Genomic DNA, 16,206 nt, shown 5'->3' with positions numbered 1-16,206 from the left:
TAGATACCCGCTCACGCCGCCGCAGTAGCTCAGTGGTAGAGCGCACCCTTGGTAAGGGTGAGGTCGGGAGTTCAATCCTCCCCTGCGGCACCATTCACTATTTCACCCCCTGAAATCATGCTCAAAGCCTTGAAAGGCAACGCTATTTGGGGTGTTCTAGGTCCATCAATTCGATGGTACGAAAATCCGCCAGAAAATCCCAATCTCAGGACAATTCTACGCAAGCTGGAATCACCACTTTCCCATATTTTCCAAGGGCTCGAGAGGAATGTCAGGGCGAGTTCTAGGTATGCTTCGTAGCCCTTCGATTTTGTCTGCGGTTTTGTAAGGTTTTCGACCATAATCACCTTTGACTTCTCTAGCTCAGTGATTTTGCTTTCGTAGGCCCCGATAACAGCATCATTGCTTGCCTGCATAATCCGCGAGAGCAATGCTTCAATTCGTGAATCGGCCTCGGCGATCTGACGCTTGGTCAAACGCGCTGTGTCTTTGGCTTGGGACAAGCGCGCATCCCATGCACGTCTGAACATAGTTTTTGCCAACTCCAAGTATTTTGGGCTGGGCTCTAGTGTTTTGACCACATCTGCAAACGCACCTTCGATCCTGTCACGCGGGATCGACTTTCCGTAGCTTTCGCAGCTTTTGGTATGACATAGGTAATACGGATAGTACTTGGTCTTCCCCTTTGACCAAGAAGCCCTGAGCTTAGCACCACAGTCTCCGCAGGTTGCAAAGCCACGAAGGGCGAAGTCTTCGCCAATGTCAGCACGCGCAGGTGCATAGCCAGTACCTTTGAGGCGTTGTTGCACCTTTTCATACGTCGCCATCGAAATAAGCGGATCGTGCTGGCCCTTCAGCCAGTTCAGCTCATACACCTCACTACAGATGTAGCCCACGTACAGCGGATTTGTCAGCATATCCGTGACGCGCTTGTCCCGCACCTTACCATCCTTGATATGCGGATAATCTGGCTTGGATTCCAAAAACCGCCTGACCTCGGCCTGCGTTTGAAACCGACCAATCGCAAACCCTTCAATTGCCTCACGCACTGTGCTGGCATGCGGTTCATCAGGCTTCAGTAGCTTCCCATGCCCCCTAACCGTATGATAGCGAAAACCAACAGGTGCGTTATGAACCCAGCACCCCAACTGCATCCGGGCCTTCATTTTTTGTGCAACTTGCCGTCCATTTTGCTTGCGCTCCAAGGCACTTTGGGCAGCCATGATTGTTTCGATGAACTCGCCTTCGGGCGTTTCATCAAATTTGAAGTTTAAGCATTCAATCGTCGCACCACGCACACGGAAGGCCTCACGCAGATCTAGGTGAAACCTTGTGTCCCGAGCAAAACGCTTGAGGTCATCGAAGATTACAACAAACTGCGTATCTGGTTGAGCGTCCAGGAACGACAGAAGCGCAACCATTCCAGGCCGTTTCAAGAAGTCACCACCGCCCGAAATCGTATCTGGGAAAACGGCAACCACTTCATGCCCCTTAGATGCCGCAAACTCACGGCAACGGGTTTCTTGGCTCTGAAGGCCATGCCCCTCAGCTTCTTGCGCCCGTGATGACACGCGGCAATAGATCACCGCCTGCCTCGGAGCAGCCGTATTTGATTTTTTGTTTTTATTCTGACGCATGCGGACTCCTTTCGTTTGGCCCCATGCGATGGGGGGACGCAACTTGTTCAAAATCTGATGAGGTGTTGCCCAAGTTTAACACATCTCGCATCGGCACTTCAGCTAAAGAGACATCTTTTCCACAAGCCTGTTGGATGGGGTGAACTCCAAAGCCTAGATCAACGAAATTGACGACTATCGACCAGAGCGCTTCGATCAGCTCACGCTTATCTTCCTCTGAAATATCCTCGTCTTCGAAGAACGGTAGATAGGCATCCCAATCAATGGTCAAACTTGGCGGGGCGGTCTCGGGGTTAAAGTCTGGCGGGATATCTGACATGGCATGGTCCTTTCTCTATTTCTGGCTTTGTGTGCCTCCTGTCTTGCGCTCGCCCAATTACGAACAAAAAGAGAACATGATAGGATATTATTCCCAATTTACAAAGCGTTATTTTGACTTCGAGAGAGAGAATAGTCTGGCCAAGCCAACAAGAAACGAGGCAAACTGCGGGTAAGGACGGGTAATTTTATCTGGAAATTTTCTTGTGCATACTGATTGGCTGAAAGCATCTGAGGACGAACGAGCACGCTTGTATGCTCTCGCTAAGGACGTAGGCGGGTTGCTCAACATGAATGTAGAGCAAGTTCTATTCGCCGCTCTTGGTCGCGAAGTTGCCCTTGGCGAGGGCTACATAGACAACTTCCGAAAGGGCAAGATCCGCCGAGCATATGCCAAGCTGGTCTTTGAGTGGGTCAAACAAAACCACAGCGACATAGCCCGAGGCTTTGCTCCTGAGTGGTTCCCCGTGTCTGGACGGCACGCGTGGGATAAGTGAGCCGCCCCATCTGACTGGTCCAGGTTGATAGTTAGTGCATGATCGGCCTGTGTTCCATCGGGATGATGGTTTCGGGTGCCGGTGGGCGATAGCCCAATGCACTGTGAGGTCGTTTTGTGTTGTAGTGTTTCCTCCATTCTTCGATCAGGATCTGGGCTTCATGCAGGGTATAGAAGATCTCCCCGTTGAGCAGTTCGTCCCGGAACCGGCCATTGAAGCTTTCACAATATCCGTTCTCCCATGGGCTTCCCGGTTCGATGTAGGCAGTTTGAGAGCCGACGGCTGCGATCCAATCCCGAACCGCTTGTGCAACAAACTCGGGGCCATTGTCGGAACGTATGAAGGCTGGAGGGCCACGTAGGATGAACAGGTCGGTCAAAGCGTCAATCACATCTGTCGAGTTCAGTTTGCGCTCCACCTTAATCGCCAGACATTCGCGGCTGTGCTCATCAATGATGTTCAGCGTCCGGAAGACCTTGCCGTCATCTGTCCGGCAGTGAACGAAGTCATAAGACCAGACATGGTTCTGATACTCAGGCCGCAGCCGCACGCATGATCCATCGTTCAGCCAAAGCCGTCCCTTCTTCGGTTGTTTCTGCGGAACCTTCAGCCCCTCTCGTCGCCATAGTCGTTCGATACGGCCATCGCTGACCCATTGCCCGGCAGGCGCATGCGCAGCATGCTGCCGAGAGGGGGCCAGCCTGCCTCTCTGAGCAAGGCCGCGACCCGACGATAGCCGTATCGACCATACTGCCTGGCCAACTCAATCATGTCGGCCACCAACCGATCCTCATCGGCTCGGCCTCTCGGGGCATGCCTCTGCGTCGAACGATGTTGCCCCAGTACCCGGCAAGCTCGGCGTTCAGACACTTTGAACTGGCCGCATACATGATTGATACAAGCGCGACGACGAGCGGGGCTTAGGGGCTCCGCCCGTTCAGGGCTGAAACGGTCTGATGACCGTTTCCGGGACGCCCCTCACTCCCTTCGCAGCTTCCTTCAGGATCAGCTTATCGAGCGTCAGGTCTGACACAGCTCGTCTCAACCGGTCGTTCTCTTTCTGGAGCCGCTTCAGTTCCTTCAGTTGATCTACACCCCTCTCGGCAGATTGCTCCGCAATCACCTGCCGGCAACGCATTCCGCCGTATTGCTTGCGCCACCGGTAATAGGTCTGTTCAACAACACCGATCTGTCTGATTGCATCCAGACGGGGCATGCCTTGCCCCATCAGCACCTCAACCTGCCGTAACTTCGAGACAATCTCTTCGGGCTTCGGTCGCTTGTTTGCCATTCTTGGTCCTCCGTTTCCTAAACATAGCGGTGGACCAGTTCAGTTGGGGAGGCTCAAGGCTGTACTAAAACCCTTGATCATTTTTTTGACACCGCCTACAGGGCCAGCTTTGCGACAACTAAACCACTAGTGATTGTGTCGATATGTGTAACAGATGACACGACGCACTACGTTCCCTTCGGCCACCTCACAGCATTTCCTGATGCTGCAAGATGTGTGTGGTAGTACCACACGATCTTGAAAAGGGGGCTGCTGCGCTCCCCCGTTTTATCCCCCAAAGCGATGGCCGAGATTGGCATTGAGCCAGTCACGACCATGCAAACATATCTGTGTTTGATCCCTCGTCAGGGAGAAGTCATCTCTCCCCAACACCCCATAGACCAAAGGGCGTGCCGCCACCCCTTGGAACCCGCTCGTAGGCCTTGGAGATGTGCCTCTCCACCTACACCGAACCATGCACAATCTGATGCCCGATTGATCCCCAATCAGGTGAGCTTGCCCGCTCCCCCAATGCCCCCATGGCTTGCTAGGGCGGCTGCCCCCGCGCAGATCAAAGGGTGGGTCCTCGCCATGCTCGGTTCGCTGCGCTGCACCTGTGCGTGGCTCTGGTCCTGCCTATGGCTCCTTTGATCCTTGCACCCCCGCTCCTCGGCGGAAGCCAGACGGTTGCATGCGCAACCCGTCAAAACAAAGAGGAGAAAAGACAATGCCAGCACTTTATGCCCAACCTTACGACCTATCCGCCAATGGCTTCTATTTCGAAAGCATGGAAAACTATGCCGCTAAGGCCGACAGCAACTGCAACGACTACGGCAATCCAGTCGAGGAATACGAAATCCAGTTTATTGATGGTGATCAAATGGATCGTGACCTGGCTAAAGCGTGGGGGATCAATCAGGCCAACACAGGGCAGTACCTTGAAGCCTGCGAAAGCTGGGATGATCACGACAAGCTGGTGTTCATCATTGCCGTTGGTGAAGTTGGTTACAGCTTTGATCCCGCAACCGTTTCACCGTCAGATTTTGACGTTGATATCTACCGTGTGGACAGCATGAAAGAGCTGGCGGAGCAGTTTGTTGAAGAAGGTTTGTTCGGAGAAATCCCCGAGCATCTGGCACACTACATCGACCTAGACTCCATCGCTAACGATTTGGCTATGGACTACACAGAAACCGAAATCACAGGTCAAAGGCTGGTCTATCGGGCGGTGTAACGCTCGCCCGATAGGCTTTACTGCTTTGCTTCTAAAAGCCAATTCACAACATGTTTGCTGGGGATCATGGGAGACTGCCATCTAGTTCAAAGCTTGCGAATAAACCGGTGTACAAAAAGATCAGCAAACCACCGCTCGCCAGTTTGGATCGTGGCGGACCCTCGCTTGATCCAAGCTTTCACTGCTAAACTGTGAAAACTCCGACAACTCAATTGCTGTATCGCGGAGTTTTGCGGCCTGATCGCTTGATGTTACTTCGATCCCAATAACAATAAATCTCTTATCCGACGTCTCGAACAAAGCTGGCTTCACCTCAAACCGATCCACATATGAGGCGAGCTCGTTTTGTGCAATTAGGCAGTTTTGGTGCTGGTAGGTAGCTAGTTGCACAATGTAACGATCGTCATTACCTTCAGTCGTGGTTGCATCCGCTCCAGTATCGAGAGCAATTTGTTTAGCCGCGTTTGAGCTGTCGAGAGCATCGTCTGCGGCAGGTTTCACGACATTCAACGTAACCAAAAGCGTCACTATGGAAACTCCCACCGTGAGCCAATCGGTTGGCTTAGACTCTGCTAACCAACCAAGTAGAGGTTTCGAGGGTTTGAAGTTTTCGGGGTTAGGCACAATACGCTCCATTTGTATGAAAGTTAGTGGTATTAACTAACCACCTTGTGGGTGGTCCTACTGAAAAAAGAGATATCTGCTTCGGGTCAATCGCTGAAACGTCATTGCCCACAGGTAGGGCGGCGAGGGCGCGGTCTCTTCACGCGTTGCGTGCGTGTACCATAGGATGCTCAAAAACAACGACCTACAATGCCGAACACATCTCACTGAGCGTCCCCAACTGAACTGGTCCACCGCTATGTTTAGGAAACGGAGGACCAAGAACGGCAAACAAGCGACCGAAGCCCGAAGAGATTGTCTCGAAGTTACGGCAGGTTGAGGTGCTGATGGGGCAAGGCATGCCCCGTCTGGATGCAATCAGACAGATCGGTGTTGTTGAACAGACCTATTACCGGTGGCGCAAGCAATACGGCGGAATGCGTTGCCGGCAGGTGATTGCGGAGCAATCTGCCGAGAGGGGTGTAGATCAACTGAAGGAACTGAAGCGGCTCCAGAAAGAGAACGACCGGTTGAGACGAGCTGTGTCAGACCTGACGCTCGATAAGCTGATCCTGAAGGAAGCTGCGAAGGGAGTGAGGGGCGTCCCGGAAACGGTCATCAGACCGTTTCAGCCCTGAACGGGCGGAGCCCCTAAGCCCCGCTCGTCGTCGCGCTTGTATCAATCATGTATGCGGCCAGTTCAAAGTGTCTGAACGCCGAGCTTGCCGGGTACTGGGGCAACATCGTTCGACGCAGAGGCATGCCCCGAGAGGCCGAGCCGATGAGGATCGGTTGGTGGCCGACATGATTGAGTTGGCCAGGCAGTATGGTCGATACGGCTATCGTCGGGTCGCGGCCTTGCTCAGAGAGGCAGGCTGGCCCCCTCTCGGCAGCATGCTGCGCATGCGCCTGCCGGGCAATGGGTTAGTGATGGTCGTGTCGAACGGCTATGGCGGCGAGAGGGGCTGAAGGTTCCACTAAAACAACCGAAGAAGGGACGGCTTTGGCTGAACGATGGATCATGCGTGCGGCTGCGGCCTGAGTATCAGAACCATGTCTGGTCTTATGACTTCGTTCACTGCCGGACAGATGACGGCAAGGTCTTCCGGACGCTGAACATCCTGGATGAGTACAGCCGCGAATGTCTGGCGATTAAGGTGGAGCGCAAACTGAACTCGACAGATGTGATTGACGCTTTGACCGACCTGTTCATCCTACGTGGCCCTCCAGCCTTCATACGTTCCGACAATGGCCCCGAGTTTGTTGCACAAGCGGTTCGGGATTGGATCGCAGCCGTCGGCTCTCAAACTGCCTACATCGAACCGGGAAGCCCATGGGAGAACGGATATTGTGAAAGCTTCAATGGCCGGTTCCGGGACGAACTGCTCAACGGGGAGATCTTCTATACCCTGCATGAAGCCCAGATCCTGATCGAAGAATGGAGGAAACACTACAACACAAAACGACCTCACAGTGCATTGGGCTATCGCCCACCGGCACCCGAAACCATCATCCCGATGGAACACAGGCCGATCATGCACTAACTATCAACCTGGACCAGTCAGATGGGGCGGCTCAGTCGCGTGTTCAACGAAAGGCGGAGTTGTTGAGCAAAGACACTTCTATCTTTGACGTGCTTGCGCCGCAGTTTTCGGAATTCACGCTGCAATTCTTGGCGCTCTTTCATTTGCTCAAGCACGAGCTGATCTCGCTGATCTTGATCACGTTTGGCGCATCGGATCGCTTCCATCTCATTTTTGGATCGAATGGTTTTTGCCTTTCCCGACAACCGATCAAACAGGCCCCTTACACCTTTGTTCACCCCCAAGGCTTGCATCAAAGTCGTGCGCATCCACGCAACTTCGGCCACGGCGCGCTTGAGGTCCTCTTCCAACTCGGGATCGACGATCAACGTGCCTTGGTTCAGGTGCTTTGCGATCTGATTGAGGTTGCTGGCCTGACGAGATTGTCCAAGGCGAGCCAGAGCCTCGGCCAAGAGCTGTTGCTCGGCAACAGGTGGTTTGCGCCGTTTTCGATACTTGGGAGCTTCATCGGCAAAGACTACGGACTTGATGTAAGCAGACAGCGGCATTGCACCAGCTTGGGCTTCAAGCTGCGAGCGCTCCTCTGGTGTTAGTCGAATAGAGAAGGGGGCGAGGCGGCTCATGGACGTGGTCCTCGTAGCTTGGGACTTCTCGCATTCGCACCTTTTTTTTCGGGTGCCATTCGATCCAAAGATCGAAGCTTGCGAGCCACGTCAGGTTCGGCCTGCAAATAGCTTTCCCAATCCTCTAGGGTTTCCAGCAAAGCATTGGGATCTATGGGTTCTACGGTTTCTTCGGTAAGTGCACCATTCTCCTCGACATGACAGATTTGATACGGGTTTCGACCGGTGTGGAATGGCTATTGCCCGCGCGGCTCTTCCTCTGCGGGAAAACCGTGTTTTCTGGCGATTCACGCTGAAACGCTCCGCAGGCCCGGCATCGGGCGCGCTATGCGCCCTCAGCGGGCCGAGATGAATCGCGCCAGGTCCTCCATGTCACGCACCCCATCGGGCAGCGGGGCATCAGTCACCACCCAGGGCAGTTTGGCGAACCGGCCCATGGCCAGAAGCCCCTGATCAGTCGATCCGTCCAGCTTCGACTGGTCGATGGCAAAAATCGGTTGTTCGGCGATGGCGGCCATGGCCTGGGCCATGTCGGCTTCGCATTGTTCGGCCACCAGGAAGCCGCGACGCTTGCACACTTGGGCAACGGTCAGGATGGAGAAATCCACGCTCATCCGTTCGACCACGTCAAAGGCCGTGCGATCATAGGAAGCGCCATCATAGTCACGCAGCTGGGTGCCTGCGAAATAGACCTTGTTGCTTCCGGTCATGCAGAGCGTGCTGGCCACGAAGGCGGAATTGGTCACCACTGTCAGCTTCTGGCGCATCTGCAACGCCTGGGCGGCAAAGCCCGCGCTGGAGCCCGCGTCGATCGCGACCGAGGCGCCGTCGGGCACCAGGTCCAGGATTTTCGAGGCGATCTCGGCCTTCGCCTCGCGATTGTGCTGCATGCGAATCTGAAAGGGCGCGGTCATCGGGTTCGACACGCTGACAATGGCGCCATGGACCTTTTCCACCTGCCCCGCCTCGACCAGAGGTTTGACAATGCGCCGAATGGTCTGATCCGAGACGCCCAGCATCTCGGACAGTTCGGTGACGGTCAGTTTTCCACGAAGGGCAACGGCGTTCAGAATTTCTTGATCGTATTTGGCCATGGATATTCCTTCTCAGAAACAGGTCCAGGACGCAACTCCACCCCTTGTTTTTCAGCCGTACCGCGAGGGTGTCATGCCGAATTTGCGTTTGAAAGCCGACCGAAAACAGGCGGCGGAGGGGAAACCGCTGGCCAGGGCCACGTCCAGCACGCTCATATCCGTTGATTGCAGGAGCTGCTGCGCCTTGCGCAGGCGGTATTCCTTGATGAAACGCAGGGGAGAGGTGCCGGTCTTCTCGGCAAATTGCCGTTCAAGTTGGCGGCGCGAGATGTTGAACTCGATGCAGAGTTCCTGCACCGTCAGATCCGTGTCGAAGCAGCGTTCGATCCGCTCGATCACAGCCAGGAAGGTCTGGTTGCGCGAGCCATAGCGACGGGCCAGCGGCACGCTTTGCGGCGTCGTCGGCGGGCGGCAGTGCGGGCGGTTGAGGCGTTCCTGCACCTGGCGAGCAAGGTCGGCCCCGTGGCGTTCCTCGATCAGTCCGACCACCAGTTCGGTCGCCGCATCGCTGCAGGAACTGGCGCAGATACGTGGCGCAAGCGTATAGAGGTGATCGACCGCCTCGACCTGCGGATGAAGCTCCTGCATCAGCGACAGCCATTCCCAATGCACCGCCACCGGCTCCCCCTCCAGCAACCCGGCCCGGGCGAGGGTAAAGGCCGAGTTGCCCAGGGACACCAGGCGCGTGCCGAACCGATGCTGCTTGCGCAGCCAATCCACCAGGACTTGTTCTTCCTCCTTGTCCGGGTTGGCCCAGTTCAGGAACACCAAAGCATCGCGGTGCAGCGCGCCGATCTCGGTCGTGCAGGCCAGCATCGCCCCGCAGGCAAAGCGCTGAACCGGCTCTGTCAGCGACGCATAACGCCAACGATAGAGCTGCCGCCCGGACAGTCGGTTGGCCTCCATCAACGGTTGGGTAATCGCACTGCAATCGGACAGGGTGGCCCCGTCGGAAAGTAGAATCACCACCTCCTGCGGCGTGGCCCGAACGCATTGCGTGCTGTCTTCAAAGATCTTCCGTGCAGGCTGTCCCATCGGGCAACTCCTTCGTTCGCCGTGTGAATCGCGCCCGGTCAAATGCCGAATACGACGATTTTCCATGCATTCTGCGCGGGTGTTTCTCTCATTTCAACATTTTACAACATTTTTTGTTGTTTTTTGTTGTTTTTGTGGCAGGCTGTTCGTGACTTCAACGGGGACCGGACATGACCACACATTCGGCGAAACATCTTATCATTGGCGGCGGCATCATCGGCTGTTCGACCGCCTATCACCTGGCGCGCAACGGCGAGAAGGACGTCATCCTACTGGAAAAGGCCGCGCTGACCGAAGGCGCGACCTGGCACGCGGCGGGGCTGGTCGGACAGCTGCGCTCGTCGCGCAACACCACGCGCATGCTGAAACGCTCGGTCGCCATGTATGACCGGCTGGAGGCGGAAACCGGCATGGCCTTCGACTGGAAGAAGGTCGGCAGCCTGCGCCTGGCTGCAACCAAGGAACGGCTGCTGGAAGCTCAGCGCTTGACCACCATGGCCAAGAGCTTCGACCTGGAGATGGAGATGATCACCGCCGCAGAGGCCAAGGATCTCTTCCCCTATATCGACGCGACCGGGCTGGAGGGCGCGGCCTTCATCCCCTCCGACGGTCATGTCGACCCGGCCAGCCTGTGCCAGGCCGTGGCGGCGGGCGCGCGCAAACACGGCGCACAGATCCGTCAGGGGGTTAAGGTGCTGGATTTCGAGATCAAGGATGGGCGCATCACCAAGGTGATGACCAGTGAGGGGGATTATGAGGCCGAAACCGTAGTCATGGCCGCCGGGATGTGGAGCCGCGAACTGGGCGCGAAACTGGGCATCCACGTCCCCGCCTGCGCGGTCGAACACCAGTATATCGTCACCGAGCCCTTGCCTGACGAGGCGCTGGTCAAGGGCCTGCCTACCCTGCGCGACCCGGAGCGGCTGGTCTATTACAAACCCGACGCGGGCGGGCGGCTGGTCATTGGCGGCTACGAGGAAGGCACCCTGCCCTTCGGCGACAATGGCATTCCCGGTGAGTTCGTGCGTCAACTGTTGCCTGACAACCTGGACCGCTTCGGCCCGCTGGCCGAACTGGCGGCCGAAGTGACGCCCGTCTTGAACCAGGTCGGCATCCGGTCGGTGATCAACGGCCCTATCCCCTATTCGGCGGATGGCGATTTCGTACTGGGCTGGGCGCCCGGGTTCGACAATCTGATGATGGCCACCGGCTTCCTCTATGGCATCGCCGCGGGCGGCGGCGCGGGCGAGATGATTGCCGAATGGATCACCGAGGGCCGACCGAGCCTCGATCTTTGGCCGCTCGATTGCCGCCGCTTTGGCCCACATCATGGCACCAAGGGCTTCATGTATCCCCGCGCCGTCGAACATTACGCCCATCACTACAAGATGCGCTACCCGGGCCAGGAACATGAAAGCGCGCGCAACCTGCGCCTGTCGCCGCTGCATGGCATCTTGACGGACAACGGCGCGGTCTATGGCTCCAAAAACGGCTGGGAGCGACCGCTCTGGTTCGCCCCCGAAGGCGTTGAGCCGGTCGACCAGCTCGATTTCCTCGACCCAGGCTGGCATCGTTTCGCGGCCGAGGAACACAGGGCGGTGCGCGAGGGCGTGGCGCTGATCGACCAATCGAGCTTCGCCAAGTTCGAGATCATGGGCCCGGGCGCATTGGACCTGCTGCAACGGCTTGCCGCCTGCAACATGGACAAGCCCGATGGCACGGTGATCTACGCGCAGCTGTGCAACGAGACCGGCGGGATCGAGGCCGACGTGACCATTACCCGGCTGGGGCGCGATCATTTCTACTTGGTCACCGGGTCCGGCTTTGGCACCCATGACGCGGATTACATCCGCCGCCAGATGCCCAAGGATGGCTCGGTACAGATGGTCGAGGTCACCTCGGGCCGTGCGGTGATCAACATCTGCGGGCCCAAGGCACGCGACGTGCTGCAGGCGGTCTGCGAACAGGATGTCTCGAACGCGGCCTTCCCCTTCGGCACGGCACGCGACATCACCGTGGGCTGCGCCCCGGTGCGCGCCGCGCGGATCGGCTTCGTGGGCGAACTGGGCTGGGAGCTGCATATCCCCACAGAATTCGGCGCCCATGTCTATCACACCCTGCGTGCGGCGGGCGAAGCGCATGGCATTCGCGATGTGGGCTACCGCGCCATCGACAGCCTACGGCTAGAGAAAGGCTACCTCTACTGGTCCGGCGACATCTCGCCCGACTACACCCCGATCGAGGCCGGATTGGGCTTTCGCGTACATCTGAAAGCGGGCGGGGATTTCATCGGCCGCGAGGTGCTGGCGAAACAGAAGGCGGAGGGGGCGGCACGCCGCCTCTGCACCTTCACCACCCCGGTGAAACTGCCGCTTTACGGCGGCGAAACGATCCTGAGGGGCGGCGAGACCGTCTCGCTGGCCGCCAGCGCAGGCTTCGGCCACACCGTCGGGCAGACCATCGTTTTCGGCTACCTGGATCACGAGATCAGCGCCGAGACCGTATTCGAGATCGAGGTCTTCGGGGAGCGCCACCCGATCACAAGGGTCGACGGGCCGCTTTACGACCCGCAGAATGACAAGCTCAAGTCGTGAGGAGGCGACATGACCGAACACACTGACACCATCCTGACCACGCTACGCAAAACTCCGGGGTTCGAACAGATCACCGCGTCCAACTGCACCATTACCCGCCTGGGTGGGCTGACCAATCTGGTACATCTGGTCGAAACCGGGGATGCGCGCGTCATCGTGCGCATCCCCGGCGAGGGCACCGAGGATTACATCGACCGCGCCATTGAAGTGACCAATGCCGAAGCCGCCTGGCGCGCGGGCGTGTCGGCTGAGGTGCTCTGGGCCGATGCGGGCTCCGGCGAGATGGTCACCCGCGCCATCGGGGGGATCGAGACCATGACACCTTCCCTGTTCAAGACCCGCGGCGGGTCACCGGAACGGGCGGGCAAGGCGCTCGCCAAGTTGCACAACTCCGGCGAGACATTCGATTTCCGCTTCGAGCTTTTCGCGATGATCGACGAATATCTCAAGGTGCTCTCGACCAAGGATGTCACCCTGCCCGAAGGCTATCACGATGTGGTCAAAGCCGCCGAGCCCGTGAAAGAGGCGCTGGCCGCGAACCCGGCCCGCCTGGCCCCCTGCCACTGCGATCCGCTGTGCGAGAACTTCCTGGATGACGGCACGCTCATGTGGATCGTCGATTGGGAGTATTCCGGCATGAACGATCCGCTGTGGGACGTGGGCGACCTGTCGGTCGAGGCCGAGATGGACGCGACCCAGGAGGCCGCCCTGCTACACGGCTACTTCGGGCGCGAACCCACGGCCGCCGAACAGGGCCGCGTGGTGATCTACAAGGCGATGTGCGATCTTCTCTGGACGCTCTGGGGGCTGATCCAGCATGCCGACGACAACCCGGCCGAGGATTTCTGGGCCTATGCCACCACACGTTTCGAACGCTGCAAGGCGCTGATGCAAAGCGGCGGGTTCGCGGAACACGTGGCCGCCGTCAATCGCGGCTGAAACACACAAGAAAAACGCCGGGGTCGAGGCCCCGGCGTTTTGCTGTCAGGCTTTCAGCACCGCCAGAAGCTCCCGATGCAGCTCCGGCGTCGCGGCGGAAACGACGCACCCGTCACTTTCCAACGTCAGCGCCTTGCCGTCCCAATCGGTGATCACGCCCCCGGCAGCCTCGATCAGCCCGACCAGCGGCAGGTAGTCATAGGGTTCCAACCCGCAATCCACCACGGCGTCGATCTGACCCGAAGCGACCAGTGCGTGAGGGTAGCAGTCATAGGCCATGCGCCGAGTATGGCCCACGGTGCAGAGCCGGGCAAACAGCGCTGGATCCATCGCTTGAATGCGCTCCGCCTCGTTCACATAGACCAGCGCCTCGTCCAGTGCGGTTGTTGCCCGGCAGCGGATCGGTTCGCCGTTCAGCGTCGCCCCAACGCCGGGCAGTCCGACATAGGTCTCGTCAATCGCCGGCATGCGCACCAGCCCCAGCTGCGGCGTGCCGCCGATCAGATAGCCCATCAGCATGCCGAACAGAGGCGATCCGGTGATGAAGGAGCGGGTGCCGTCGATCGGGTCGATGATCCAGGTCTCGCCCTCCAGCGAGCCCGAAATCCCGTATTCCTCGCCAAAGATGCCGTGGTCGGGAAAGCTGTCGGCCAAAGCGTCGCGAATGAAGGCTTCGGTCTTCTGATCGGCCACGGTGACCGGGCTGTCATCGGCCTTGGCCGCAATGTCCAACGGCGCACGGAAATGCGCCATCGGAATGACGCTGGCCGCGACGGCAATGCGCTCGGCCGCCGCGCGGACCTCTGCGATCGGGGTGGTCATGATCTCTCCTATTTGGCTATCTGGATCTCGGTGCCCCAGTCAGTCAGGGCGGCCGCGGCGATCTCGGTCGGTGGTTCCTTGTCGCAGACCAGGTAGTCGACCCGCGACGGGTTGCCGATATCGACCGGCGCGACCCGGCCGAACTTGCTGGAATCTGCGGCCATGATGCACTTGTCCGCCTGCTGCATGATCAGGCGCGAAAAACGCGCCTCCTCCAAATCGAACAGGAAGAACCCCTTGGGCGTGATGCCCGCCGAGGACAGCACCGCATAATCGGTATTGAAATTCGCCGCGAACTCCATTGCGTCCGTCCCGAAGGCCCCGCCGTCATGGCCGCGCAGCTCGCCGCCGGCCAGGAAGACGCGGTTTTCGTTGCGGGTCGCCAGGCGAAACGCCACGTAGACCGAGTTCGTCACGATCACCATGCGCCGGTGATCGCGCAGCGCGTCGGCGATATGGGCGGTGGTGCTACCAATGTCCAGAAACAGCGAGACATCGTCGGGCAACATACGGGCAACATGGGCGGCGATACGCTGCTTTGCGACCGGGTTGTCGCGGTAGCGTGCGTTGAAATCGGCCTCTTCATTGTCGCCAACGATGCGCACCCCGCCATGCATGCGTTCGACCAACCCGTCATCGGCGAGCGCCTTGAGGTTGCGGCGCACGGTCTCTTCGGTCACGTCCAGCGCGCGGGCCAGGGAATGGATGCGCATGGACCCGCCCGAGCGGCGCAGCTCGTCCAGGATCACCTTCTGTCTGTGATTGGCCCGCGCTTCCATGATTCTACTCCATTGCAACGACACATGACGAATTTACGGCCCCATTTAGCCAGTTATTTCACCAAACTTCCACATAAATTTCCCCAATTCCAACATTTTCAGATTTTTGTTGTTGCTTTTTGTTGGTTTTTGCCAAACGATTTCCTCGTTCCCGCTCTTCCGGACGATTGGAGGCGTGAAACCCACAAAAAACAAAGCTGGGAGGCTGACCATGACGAAATTCACACCTTATTCCGCGGCATTACTGACGGCTTTATCGGCAACGACCGCCTTGGCCGAGGTGGAGTCGCTGGACCCGATCAAGCTGACGACCCATGACTGGACCGGTCAGATCATCACCACCACGATCATGGGCGAGGTACTGAAACAGGCCGGCTACAACGTGGAATATGTGCAGGCCGACTACATCGCCCAGTTCGCCGGGCTGAAGACCGGTGACCTGCATGTCGCAATGGAGATCTGGGAAACCACCGGCCGCGAGGCGATGGACGAGGCCTTTGCCACCGGCAACGTAGTGAACATGGGCCCATCGGGCATGGAGGCGATCGAAGAGTGGTGGTACCCGGCCTATATGGAAAAGCTCTGCCCGGGTCTGCCGGACTGGCAGGCACTGAACGACTGCGCGATGGAATTCTCAACCCCCGAAACCGCGCCGATGGGCCGTTACCTGGGCGGGCCGGTCACCTGGGGCGGCTTTGACGATGAACGCGTTGAAGCGCTGGAAATGGATTTCGAAGTCGTACACGCGGGCACGGATGCGGCGCTATTTGCCGAGCTGGAAAGCGCCTATCAGCGTGAGGCTCCGATCGTGCTGTGGATCTATTCGCCGCATTGGGCGACCGCAAAATACGACGGCAAGTTCATCGAATTTCCGCCCTATTCGGCCGAGTGCTACAACGACCCCTCGGTCGGCCTCAACCCGAACGCCGCCTATGACTGCGGCAAGCCCACCGGCCCGATCTGGAAGGTGGCCTGGACCGGCGTGGCCGACAAATGGCCGGGGGCAGCCGACGCGATCAAATCCTTCGACATCAGCAATGACGTGATGGGCGACCTGGTCGGCAAGGTCGACCTGGAAGGCGCTTCCGTCGAGGCCGTGGTCGGCGACTGGATGTCGGCCAACGAGGCAACCTGGTCGACCTGGATCAAGTAACCCCTGATCCTTGTCCCCGGAGAAGGCGCCCACTCCCCGCGCCTTCTCCCCCTACTTTTCGTCG

Annotated in this window: 12 protein-coding genes, 1 tRNA gene and 2 pseudogenes; 6 read left to right on the top strand and 9 right to left on the bottom strand. The window is 58.2% G+C overall.

Annotated features, from left to right (window positions below; translation table 11 throughout):
- The first annotated feature begins 18 nt into the window (after positions 1 to 18).
- Positions 19 to 93: transfer RNA gene (locus tag ACO07D_RS13460), tRNA-Thr, on the top strand.
- On the opposite strand, the gene ACO07D_RS13455 is transcribed toward ACO07D_RS13460, so the two are convergent.
- The 3 genes and pseudogenes from ACO07D_RS13455 to ACO07D_RS13445 all read right to left on the bottom strand — a co-directional run bounded on the left by ACO07D_RS13455 (position 72) and on the right by ACO07D_RS13445 (position 3,743).
- A complete protein-coding gene (locus ACO07D_RS13455; RefSeq protein WP_421703459.1) occupies positions 72 to 1,637 on the bottom strand; it encodes a recombinase family protein in 1,566 nt (521 codons plus the stop codon). The genes ACO07D_RS13460 and ACO07D_RS13455 overlap by 22 nt on opposite strands.
- Positions 1,624 to 1,956: a hypothetical protein gene (locus ACO07D_RS13450; protein WP_421703458.1), complete on the bottom strand. Its 333-nt coding sequence runs from the start codon at positions 1,954 to 1,956 to the stop codon at positions 1,624 to 1,626. The genes ACO07D_RS13455 and ACO07D_RS13450 overlap by 14 nt, the downstream gene beginning before the upstream one ends.
- A 527-nt stretch (positions 1,957 to 2,483) precedes the next feature.
- Positions 2,484 to 3,743 (bottom strand): annotated as a pseudogene (locus tag ACO07D_RS13445) (IS3 family transposase).
- A gap of 706 nt (positions 3,744 to 4,449) precedes the next feature.
- Here ACO07D_RS13445 and ACO07D_RS13440 point away from each other — a divergent pair.
- Positions 4,450 to 4,956, top strand: coding sequence for an antirestriction protein ArdA (locus tag ACO07D_RS13440; protein WP_421703457.1), 507 nt, complete (start codon positions 4,450 to 4,452; stop codon positions 4,954 to 4,956).
- A 120-nt stretch (positions 4,957 to 5,076) separates the two neighbouring features.
- Here ACO07D_RS13440 and ACO07D_RS13435 read toward each other — a convergent pair whose 3' ends face one another.
- A complete protein-coding gene (locus ACO07D_RS13435) occupies positions 5,077 to 5,592 on the bottom strand; it encodes a hypothetical protein (RefSeq protein ID WP_421703456.1) in 516 nt (171 codons plus the stop codon).
- Positions 5,593 to 5,873: 281 nt separating this feature from the next.
- Here ACO07D_RS13435 and ACO07D_RS13430 point away from each other — a divergent pair.
- Positions 5,874 to 7,103: pseudogene (locus tag ACO07D_RS13430) on the top strand (IS3 family transposase).
- 17 nt (positions 7,104 to 7,120) lie between these two features.
- Here the strand turns inward: ACO07D_RS13430 and ACO07D_RS13425 are convergent.
- The 3 genes from ACO07D_RS13425 to ACO07D_RS13415 form a co-directional block, all read right to left on the bottom strand.
- Positions 7,121 to 7,726 carry a hypothetical protein gene (locus tag ACO07D_RS13425; RefSeq protein WP_421703455.1) on the bottom strand — a complete coding sequence of 202 codons (606 nt, stop codon included), beginning with the start codon at positions 7,724 to 7,726 and terminating at the stop codon, positions 7,121 to 7,123.
- A gap of 335 nt (positions 7,727 to 8,061) precedes the next feature.
- Entirely contained in the window at positions 8,062 to 8,820 is a 759-nt protein-coding gene (locus ACO07D_RS13420; protein WP_421703454.1) for a DeoR/GlpR family DNA-binding transcription regulator, read from the bottom strand.
- 51 nt (positions 8,821 to 8,871) lie between these two features.
- Entirely contained in the window at positions 8,872 to 9,855 is a 984-nt protein-coding gene (locus ACO07D_RS13415; RefSeq protein WP_421703453.1) for a GlxA family transcriptional regulator, read from the bottom strand.
- 170 nt (positions 9,856 to 10,025) lie between these two features.
- Between ACO07D_RS13415 and ACO07D_RS13410 the strand changes: the two genes are divergently transcribed.
- Together ACO07D_RS13410 and ACO07D_RS13405 are read left to right on the top strand one after the other, a co-directional pair.
- Entirely contained in the window at positions 10,026 to 12,449 is a 2,424-nt protein-coding gene (locus ACO07D_RS13410) for a GcvT family protein (RefSeq protein ID WP_421703452.1), read from the top strand.
- Between the two features lie 9 nt (positions 12,450 to 12,458).
- Complete coding sequence (locus ACO07D_RS13405) at positions 12,459 to 13,388, top strand: phosphotransferase (protein ID WP_421703451.1); 930 nt, start codon at positions 12,459 to 12,461, stop codon at positions 13,386 to 13,388.
- Between the two features lie 45 nt (positions 13,389 to 13,433).
- Here ACO07D_RS13405 and ACO07D_RS13400 read toward each other — a convergent pair whose 3' ends face one another.
- Positions 13,434 to 14,210 carry an inositol monophosphatase family protein gene (locus tag ACO07D_RS13400; protein ID WP_421703450.1) on the bottom strand — a complete coding sequence of 259 codons (777 nt, stop codon included), beginning with the start codon at positions 14,208 to 14,210 and terminating at the stop codon, positions 13,434 to 13,436.
- Positions 14,211 to 14,218: 8 nt separating this feature from the next.
- On the bottom strand, positions 14,219 to 14,989 hold the full coding sequence (locus ACO07D_RS13395) for a DeoR/GlpR family DNA-binding transcription regulator (RefSeq protein ID WP_421703449.1): 771 nt from the start codon (positions 14,987 to 14,989) through the stop codon (positions 14,219 to 14,221).
- 211 nt (positions 14,990 to 15,200) lie between these two features.
- Between ACO07D_RS13395 and ACO07D_RS13390 the strand changes: the two genes are divergently transcribed.
- Entirely contained in the window at positions 15,201 to 16,142 is a 942-nt protein-coding gene (locus tag ACO07D_RS13390) for an ABC transporter substrate-binding protein (RefSeq protein ID WP_421703448.1), read from the top strand.
- Positions 16,143 to 16,206: the final 64 nt, after the last annotated feature.

The organism is Aliiroseovarius sp., assembly GCF_965228805.1.
In the GTDB taxonomy this organism is placed as follows: Bacteria; Pseudomonadota; Alphaproteobacteria; order Rhodobacterales; family Rhodobacteraceae; genus JASBTN01.
The sequence above is the reverse complement of the archived record's forward strand: the minus strand, read 5'-3'. Positions and strand labels throughout refer to the sequence as shown.

Coding starts and splice junctions, on each gene's coding strand:
- ACO07D_RS13455 (WP_421703459.1), bottom strand. CDS start 1,637: ATGCGTCAGAATAAAAACAAAAAATCAAATACGGCTGCTCCGAGGCAG.
- ACO07D_RS13450 (WP_421703458.1), bottom strand. CDS start 1,956: ATGTCAGATATCCCGCCAGACTTTAACCCCGAGACCGCCCCGCCAAGT.
- ACO07D_RS13440 (WP_421703457.1), top strand. CDS start 4,450: ATGCCAGCACTTTATGCCCAACCTTACGACCTATCCGCCAATGGCTTC.
- ACO07D_RS13435 (WP_421703456.1), bottom strand. CDS start 5,592: ATGGAGCGTATTGTGCCTAACCCCGAAAACTTCAAACCCTCGAAACCT.
- ACO07D_RS13425 (WP_421703455.1), bottom strand. CDS start 7,726: ATGAGCCGCCTCGCCCCCTTCTCTATTCGACTAACACCAGAGGAGCGC.
- ACO07D_RS13420 (WP_421703454.1), bottom strand. CDS start 8,820: ATGGCCAAATACGATCAAGAAATTCTGAACGCCGTTGCCCTTCGTGGA.
- ACO07D_RS13415 (WP_421703453.1), bottom strand. CDS start 9,855: ATGGGACAGCCTGCACGGAAGATCTTTGAAGACAGCACGCAATGCGTT.
- ACO07D_RS13410 (WP_421703452.1), top strand. CDS start 10,026: ATGACCACACATTCGGCGAAACATCTTATCATTGGCGGCGGCATCATC.
- ACO07D_RS13405 (WP_421703451.1), top strand. CDS start 12,459: ATGACCGAACACACTGACACCATCCTGACCACGCTACGCAAAACTCCG.
- ACO07D_RS13400 (WP_421703450.1), bottom strand. CDS start 14,210: ATGACCACCCCGATCGCAGAGGTCCGCGCGGCGGCCGAGCGCATTGCC.
- ACO07D_RS13395 (WP_421703449.1), bottom strand. CDS start 14,989: ATGGAAGCGCGGGCCAATCACAGACAGAAGGTGATCCTGGACGAGCTG.
- ACO07D_RS13390 (WP_421703448.1), top strand. CDS start 15,201: ATGACGAAATTCACACCTTATTCCGCGGCATTACTGACGGCTTTATCG.